This window comes from Streptomyces sp. SID3212, assembly GCF_009865405.1.
Taxonomy (GTDB): Bacteria; Actinomycetota; Actinomycetes; order Streptomycetales; family Streptomycetaceae; genus Streptomyces.
Window position 1 is genome coordinate 1 of the sequence record NZ_WWJY01000394.1, and the last position, 6,732, is coordinate 6,732.

Annotated in this window: 5 protein-coding genes; all 5 read right to left on the reverse strand. The window is 71.7% G+C overall.

Annotated elements, in window-relative coordinates:
• Positions 1-880 (reverse strand): glycosyltransferase (locus tag GT042_RS11920; protein WP_161308692.1); only part of this gene is annotated, 880 nt, incomplete at its 3' end.
• Positions 881-1,013: 133 nt separating this feature from the next.
• Complete coding sequence (locus tag GT042_RS11925) at positions 1,014-1,895, reverse strand: carbohydrate ABC transporter permease (RefSeq protein WP_161308693.1); 882 nt, start codon at positions 1,893-1,895, stop codon at positions 1,014-1,016.
• A complete protein-coding gene (locus tag GT042_RS11930) occupies positions 1,892-3,259 on the reverse strand; it encodes a sugar ABC transporter permease (RefSeq protein ID WP_161308694.1) in 1,368 nt (455 codons plus the stop codon). The genes GT042_RS11925 and GT042_RS11930 overlap by 4 nt, the downstream gene beginning before the upstream one ends.
• A 4-nt stretch (positions 3,260-3,263) precedes the next feature.
• On the reverse strand, positions 3,264-4,664 hold the full coding sequence (locus tag GT042_RS11935) for an ABC transporter substrate-binding protein (RefSeq protein ID WP_161308695.1): 1,401 nt from the start codon (positions 4,662-4,664) through the stop codon (positions 3,264-3,266).
• A gap of 244 nt (positions 4,665-4,908) precedes the next feature.
• On the reverse strand, positions 4,909-6,732 hold a 1,824-nt coding region (locus GT042_RS11940; protein WP_272925704.1), incomplete at its 5' end, for an FtsK/SpoIIIE domain-containing protein.

Consider the following 6,732-nt stretch of genomic DNA (forward strand, 5'->3'; position numbering starts at 1 on the left):
GATGGCCGGCGGTCGTGCCGGGGGCGCGGTGGCGGAGGTGGGCGGCGCGGGCCCGGCGGAAGAACGCGGCGCGCGGCCGGGCGGTGGCCGCCAGCAGCGCGAGGTGGTCGAGCATGCGGCGGTGCACGACCGGGCGCCAACGGGCCTCCTCGGGGCGGCCGGTGAGGAAGGCGAAGACACGGTCGTACGCGTCGAAGACGTCCAGGTGCGCGGACGGGTGCGCGGACGGGCGCGTGGGCGGGCACGTGGACGGGCGCGCGTGCAGCGGGAGTTGGCGCTCCACCGCGCACACCTGGTCGAGTGTCACGATCGACGCGGCCGTCATCAGCACCGGGTACGTCCAGGCGACGTCGGAGAAGCCGCCCGGCGGGAAGGTGAGGCCCAAACCCTCGACGAACTCCCTGCGGTACGCCTTGTCGGTGGCCCTCAGCAGGAAGGTCAGGGCGTCCGGGGCGGCCTCCTCGGAGAGCGTGGCCACACACGCGGTGCGCACGGTCCCCTTCGTCGGGTGCGCGGCGGCGTGGTCATGGACGAGGACGTCCGGGCTGTCGGTCTCCTTGAGCCGGTCCGAGAGGGCCGGGAGCGCGCCGGGGACGAGGGTGTCCCGCCCGCCGAGGAAGAGCACGTAGTCGCCGGTGGCGCGGGCGAGTCCCGCGTTGCGCGCCGATCCCGCGCCCGCGTGCGCGGTGAGCCGGACCGGGACGACCCGGGGGTCACGCGCGGCACACTCGTCGACGATCTCGCCGCAGGCGTCGGGCGAACCGTCGTCCACCACGATCAGTTCCAGGTCGTCGCACGTCTGCGTCCGTACCGACTCCAGGCAGTCCTGGAGGTACGCCTGGACCTTGTACGCGGTGACGATCACGCTGAACCGGGGCATGGCCCGGGAACGGCCTGAGGGGCACCGGGGTTACGCGGGACGGGCCGAACGGGGGACGCGCACGTCACAGGAAAGCGCGCCGGGGAGAAGTGAACCCTCCCCGGCGCGCTGTCACTTGACGGCCACGCGACGGCTACTTGACGGCCCCCGCCATCACGCCCGTCACGAACTGCCGCTGGAACGCGAAGAACACGACCAGCGGGATCACCATCGACACGAACGCCCCGGGCGCCAGAACGTCGACGTTGTTCCCGAACTGCCGTACCTGCTGCTGGAGTGCGACCGTGATCGGCGGATTCTTGGAGTCCGCGAAGACCAGCGCCACCAGCATGTCGTTCCAGACCCAGAGGAACTGGAAGATGCCCAGCGAGGCGATGGCCGGCCCGCCCAGCGGCATCACGACCCGCGTGAACAGCCTGATCTCCCCCGCCCCGTCGAGCCGTGCCGCTTCCAGCAACTCCCTCGGAATCTCCGCGAAGAAGTTGCGCAACAGGAAGATCGCGAAGGGCAGACCGAAGGCGACATGGAAGAGGATCACGCCGAAGGTCGTCTCGAAGATCCCGACGGCGCCGAAGAGTTTCGACACCGGGACCAGCGCGACCTGCACCGGCACGACCAACAGGCCGACCACCACCAGGAACCACCAGTCGCGCCCCGGGAAGTCCATCCAGGCGAAGGCGTATCCGGCGAGTGAACCGATCACCACGACGAGCAGGGTGGCCGGGACGGTGATCAGGATCGTGGAGAACAGGGAGTTGGTGATGACGTCGTTGTCGAGCAGCCGGGAGTAGTTCTCCGTGGTCAGCTGCGCGGGGGCGGTGAAGACCTGCCACCAGCCGCTCGCGCTGATGTCCGTGGAGTCGCGCAGCGAGGAGAACAGCAGCCCGATCGTCGGCATCAGCCAGAACAGCGCGACCAGGAGCAGGAAGACGCGCAGCACGCCGCCGCCCGCCCGGGCCGCGAGCCGGGCCGCGAGGGACTGCTTCGCCTTGACCGCGGGCTCGGTCGTGGTCATCGGCGAGTCTCCTTTCTCATCCTGCGGACGTTGAACAGCATCACCGGGATCACCAGCAGGAGCAGCAGTACGGCGATGGCGCTGCCGACGCCGAGATCCGCGTCCGTGCCGAACGACGACCGGTAGAGCTGGAGCGCCAGTACGTTGGCGTCGTCCTGGGACGAGCCGGGCGCGATGATGAAGACCAGGTCGAAGATCTTCAGCACGTTGATCATCAGGGTGACCATGACCACCGCGAGGACCGGGGCGAGCAGTGGCACGGTGATCCGGCGGAAGACCTGCCACTCGTTGGCGCCGTCCACCCGTGCCGCTTCGAGCAGTTCACGCGGCACGCTCGCCAGGCCCGCCGCGATGAGGACCATCGCGAAGCCCGCCCACATCCACAGATAGCTGCCGATGATGGCGGGGGTGACCAGGTTCGGGCCGAGCCAGTTCACCCCGTTGTACGGCTCCCGGAAGTTCGAGGCGGGCAGCCGGAGCTGGGCGCCGTCCGCCTCGGCGGGGAGCGTGAACGTACCGTCGGCGGCTGCTTCGGTGCTCGCGACGACCTTGCCGTCCTTGACCGCCTCGACCTTGATGCCCTTGAGGCCCAGCTCGGACGCGTCGATGACGTTGGGCTTCCCGCCGCCGCCCCGGGTGAAGTCCAGCCAGGCGGTGCCGTTGACTTTGTCTTCGTTGCCGGACGACGGCTTGGGCGCCTTCGCCCGCTCGGCGTCGGACGGCATCACGTCCGGGGCCACCCCGACCAGGGGCAGTTGTACGTCCGTACCCGCCCGGACCGTGTCCTTGGTGACGAACGCCCCGCCGCCCGCCGCCTTCAGCGGGTGCACCGGCAGCGGATGCGCCTTCGGGAAGCCGGCCGAGTCGCTGAACGTGTCGTGCACGCCCACCCAGACGGCGTTGGCGATCCCGCGCTCCGGGTCCTGTTCGTACACGAGCCGGAAGATGATGCCCGACGCGAGCATCGAGATCGCCATCGGCATGAAGACCACGAGCTTGAACGCCGTGCCCCAGCGCACCCGTTCGGTGAGCACGGCGAAGATCAGGCCCAGCGCGGTGGCGACCGTCGGGGCGACGACGACCCAGATCGCGTTGTTCTTGACCGCCGTCAGGATGGTGTCGTCGGTGAATATCTCGATGTAGTTGTCGAGCCCGGCGAAGCTGCCACCGGACTTGTCGAAGAAGGACCGGTAAACCGAGAACCCGATGGGGTAGACCACGAGCGCGCCCAGCAGCACGAGCGCGGGCAGCAGGAAGCCGGCCGCGATCGTTTTACGTGTGCCTGTCACGCTCTTGCGTTTGTTGCCCGGGACGGAGGGCACCGGCGTGGTGCCCTTGGTGCCCTCCGCTGTCGCCGACGTCATCCCGTCAGCTCTTGTACGCCTTGGCCGCGTCCGACTCCAGCTTCCGCTGGGCCCCCGCGACGTCCTTCGGGTTCTTCAGGAAGTCCTGGAGGGCCTTCCACTCGCCCTTGCCGGGCGTACCGCCGAACGACTGCGGCATCTGGTCCGACATGTCGAAGCGGAAGTCGTCGCCCGCCGCGATCAGCGCCTTCGCGATGTCCCGCTGGACGTCGTTCGGGTACGCCGCCACGTCCAGGCCCTTGTTGGGCGACAGGAAGCCGCCGGACTCCGCCCAGATCTTCGCGGCGTCCGAGGAGGCCAGGAACGTCAGGAGCGCCTGGGCGCCCTTGGAGTCCTTGAGCGCCACGGCCGCATCGCCGCCGGTCACCACGGGGGCGTCGGGGCCGACCGCCGGGAACGGGAAGACCTTGGCGTCCGTACCGATCTTCGCCTCGGTCTGGCCGATGTTGACCCCGACGAAGTCGCCCTCGAAGACCATCGCGCCCTTCGGCTGGTCGCCGCCGGTGAAGGTCTGGGTGACGGACGCGGGGTACTCCGTCTGGAGCGCGCCGTCCGCGCCGCCCGCGATCAGCGCGGGCTTGCCGAAGAGCTCGCCGAGGGTGGTCAGCGCGTCCCGCACCGAGCCGTCGGTCCACTTGATCTCGTGCTTGGCGAGCTGGTCGTACTTCTCCGGGCCCGCCTGGGAGAGGTAGACGTTCTCGAACCAGTCGGTGAGCGTCCAGCCGTCCGCGCCGGCGACCGAGACCGGGGTGACTCCCGAGGCCGAGATCGTCTCGGCGGTCGTCAGGAAGTCCTTCCAGGTCTTCGGGACCGCGGCGCCCGCGTTCTCGAACGCGGCGTTGTTGTACCAGACCAGCGACTTGTTGGCGGCCTTGAAGTACACGCCGTACTGGGTGCCGTCGACCGCGCCGAGGTCCTGCCAGCCCTGGTCGTAGTTCTTCGCGAGCTGGGCCTTCGCCTCCGCGCCGACCGGCTTGGCCCACTTCTTCGCCACGGCCTGCTGGATCGCGCCGACCTGCGGGAGCATCGCCACGTCGGGCGGGCTGCCTCCGGCGATCTTCGTACCGAGGAAGTTGACGATCGGGTCCTGCGCGGGCACGAACGTGACGCTCGCGCCGGTGCGCTTCTCGAACTCCGTGAGGACCTTGGTGAAGTTCTCCTGCTCGGGGCCGGTCCAGACCGCCGCGACCTCGATCTTCTCCCCGTCGAGCTTGGGCAGTTGGACCGTGGCCGCCGGAGCCTTGCTGGCCGGCGTGTCCGTGTCCGTGCCCTTGCCGTCGTCCGAGCCGCCGCAGCCCGCGAGGGTCACGGCGCCCGCCGCGACGATCGCCACGGCGACCGTGCGGGTGGTACGTGTGCTGGTACGTGTGGCAAGAGCCCTACGTGCTGTACGAGTTGTGCGCATCGCTGCCCCGTCTCTCCCGTGCGCGTCTGGTTCTACGCATACGGAACCGGCGTCGCAGCCGTGACGTGGCGGCGCCGCTCTCGTCCCGTGCGCACAGTCCTACGCCGGGTGACCGGGCGCCGCAATACTGCGCTCACGGCCAACCAGCTGATCGTGATGGGCTCGTGACGTGCCACAACGGGGTTCGGCGGACGTATGGGGATCTTGTGTCTCTTAGGGGCGGACGAAGGTTCGCGGACACGCCCTAGGGGTGCGCCGGAGCGAGGGGAGCGACGGGTACGGCGTGGACGGAGCGGGCCGCGCGTTCCAGGGCGCTGGCGAGCAGCGCCAGGTCCGTCGGCCCGTTGCCCAGCTCCCTGACGGGCCTGCGGGCCGGCGGGTCGCCCATGCGCTCCCACTCCAGCGGTACGACGGTCGGCCGCAGCGTGGCCGTACGGGGGATACGGCCCGTCACCCGGCCGCCCTGGAACGGGGTGACCCGGCCGTCCGGATGGCCGAGGCGCCCCCGGCCCGGCGACGGGTCGTCCGGGGACGGGGTCGCGGGCGGCGCGTCCAGCACCACGCGGAGCCGCGCGCCCTGCGCCAGATCCGTGTCGCTCGTACGGTTCGGACAGGCGGACGACGCGACGAGATGGACGCCGAGCCGCTCACCGTCCCGGGCCACCGCCTCCAGCGCCCGTACGACGGAACCGGCCGCCGGACGGCCGGGACTGCCGAGCGCGGGCGCCACCAGCGCGTCGAAGTCGTCCACCAGCACGACGAGCCGGGGCAGCGACGGCTGTTCCGGCTCCGGTTCCGTACGCGCGGAGGTCGTCCTGAGCCGCAGCGTCCCGCTCGGCGGGGTGCGCTGTTCCGAGCCGCTCGGCGAACGCGGGCCGACCATCCGCTCCGCCACCTCGTGCCTGCTGTGCCACTCGGTGAAGTCCAGCCGGCCCAGCAGCTCCGCGCGCCGTTTCAGCTCCGCGCCCAGCGCCTGGGCGAACTCCCGCATCCTGACCGGTTCCGAGGCGACCAACAGCTCCAGGACGTGCGGCAGTTCCGTACAGGCACCGAGTCCCTCACCTCGCTCGCCGCCCGCGCCGTCCACCAGCAGCAGCCCCAGCCGGTCGGGTCGCTCCGCGGCGGCCAGGGAGGCGGCGACGGAGCGCAGCAGTTCCGAACGGCCGCTGCCGGACGGGCCCTCGATCAGCAGATGCGGGCCCTCCTCGACCAGATCGACGCTCACGGGGCCGTGCGGCCCCGCGCCGAGCACCGCCGTGCAGTCGGCCGTGCCGTCCGCGGCGGACGCCCAACGGGCCATCAGGGACGCCGGGGTGGCCCGCGCCAGCCCCAACTCGTCGAGCAGCCGCGCCGACGACGGCAGCGCGGCGGCGGGCTGCCCCGGGCCGCCGCCGACCGCCGTACGCAGCGGCGCCAGCGCCCGGCCGAAGCGCTCGGCCCAGGCCGGCGACACCGCGTCCACCACGGCGACCGTGCCGTGCCCGGCCGGCTCCCCGACCGCCGTACGCAACAGGCGCAGCGCGGTGGCCACATCGCCGCTCAGCAGGCCGACGGCCCCGCACTCGCGGAAGGGCAGCGAGGCCGCGCACGCCGTCTCGTAGGTCGCGGCGACCGGGGAGAGGGGCGAGGCGGCCGGGGTCTCGGCCAGACAGACCAGATGGATGCCGGCGGCGGCGCCGGCGCTCGCCAGCCGCGCCGTCACCTGGCGCAGCGACGCGGAACCGGGATCACCGTCCACCACCACGACCGTGTACGGCCCGTCGTGGCCGGCGGCGGCCCGCGCGACGGACTCCGGGTCGGCCGAGGCCCAGCCCGTGCCGAGCGGCCCGGCGTCGAGCCTGCGGGTCAGCTCGGCGGTCCGCGCGGTGGCCTGGTCCCGGTCGTAGGCGAGCAGCAGCCGGCAGTCCTGGCCGTGCGCCGGGCGCACCTGGGGGAGCCAGCCGAGCCAGCCCCACTCCTGTCTGCGCTGTTCGGGGGTGCGCGCCCGGTCCGTGCTGATCAGGACGATCTCCAGATCGGCGGGGGAGTGCAGCGCGGCGAGCTGGGCGACGACCGAGCGGGCCAGGCC

Excerpts from the sequence above, each read along its gene's own strand:
- GT042_RS11925 (WP_161308693.1), bottom strand. The coding sequence starts at position 1,895 with ATGACCACGACCGAGCCCGCGGTCAAGGCGAAGCAGTCCCTCGCGGCC.
- GT042_RS11930 (WP_161308694.1), bottom strand. The coding sequence starts at position 3,259 with ATGACGTCGGCGACAGCGGAGGGCACCAAGGGCACCACGCCGGTGCCC.
- GT042_RS11935 (WP_161308695.1), bottom strand. The coding sequence starts at position 4,664 with ATGCGCACAACTCGTACAGCACGTAGGGCTCTTGCCACACGTACCAGC.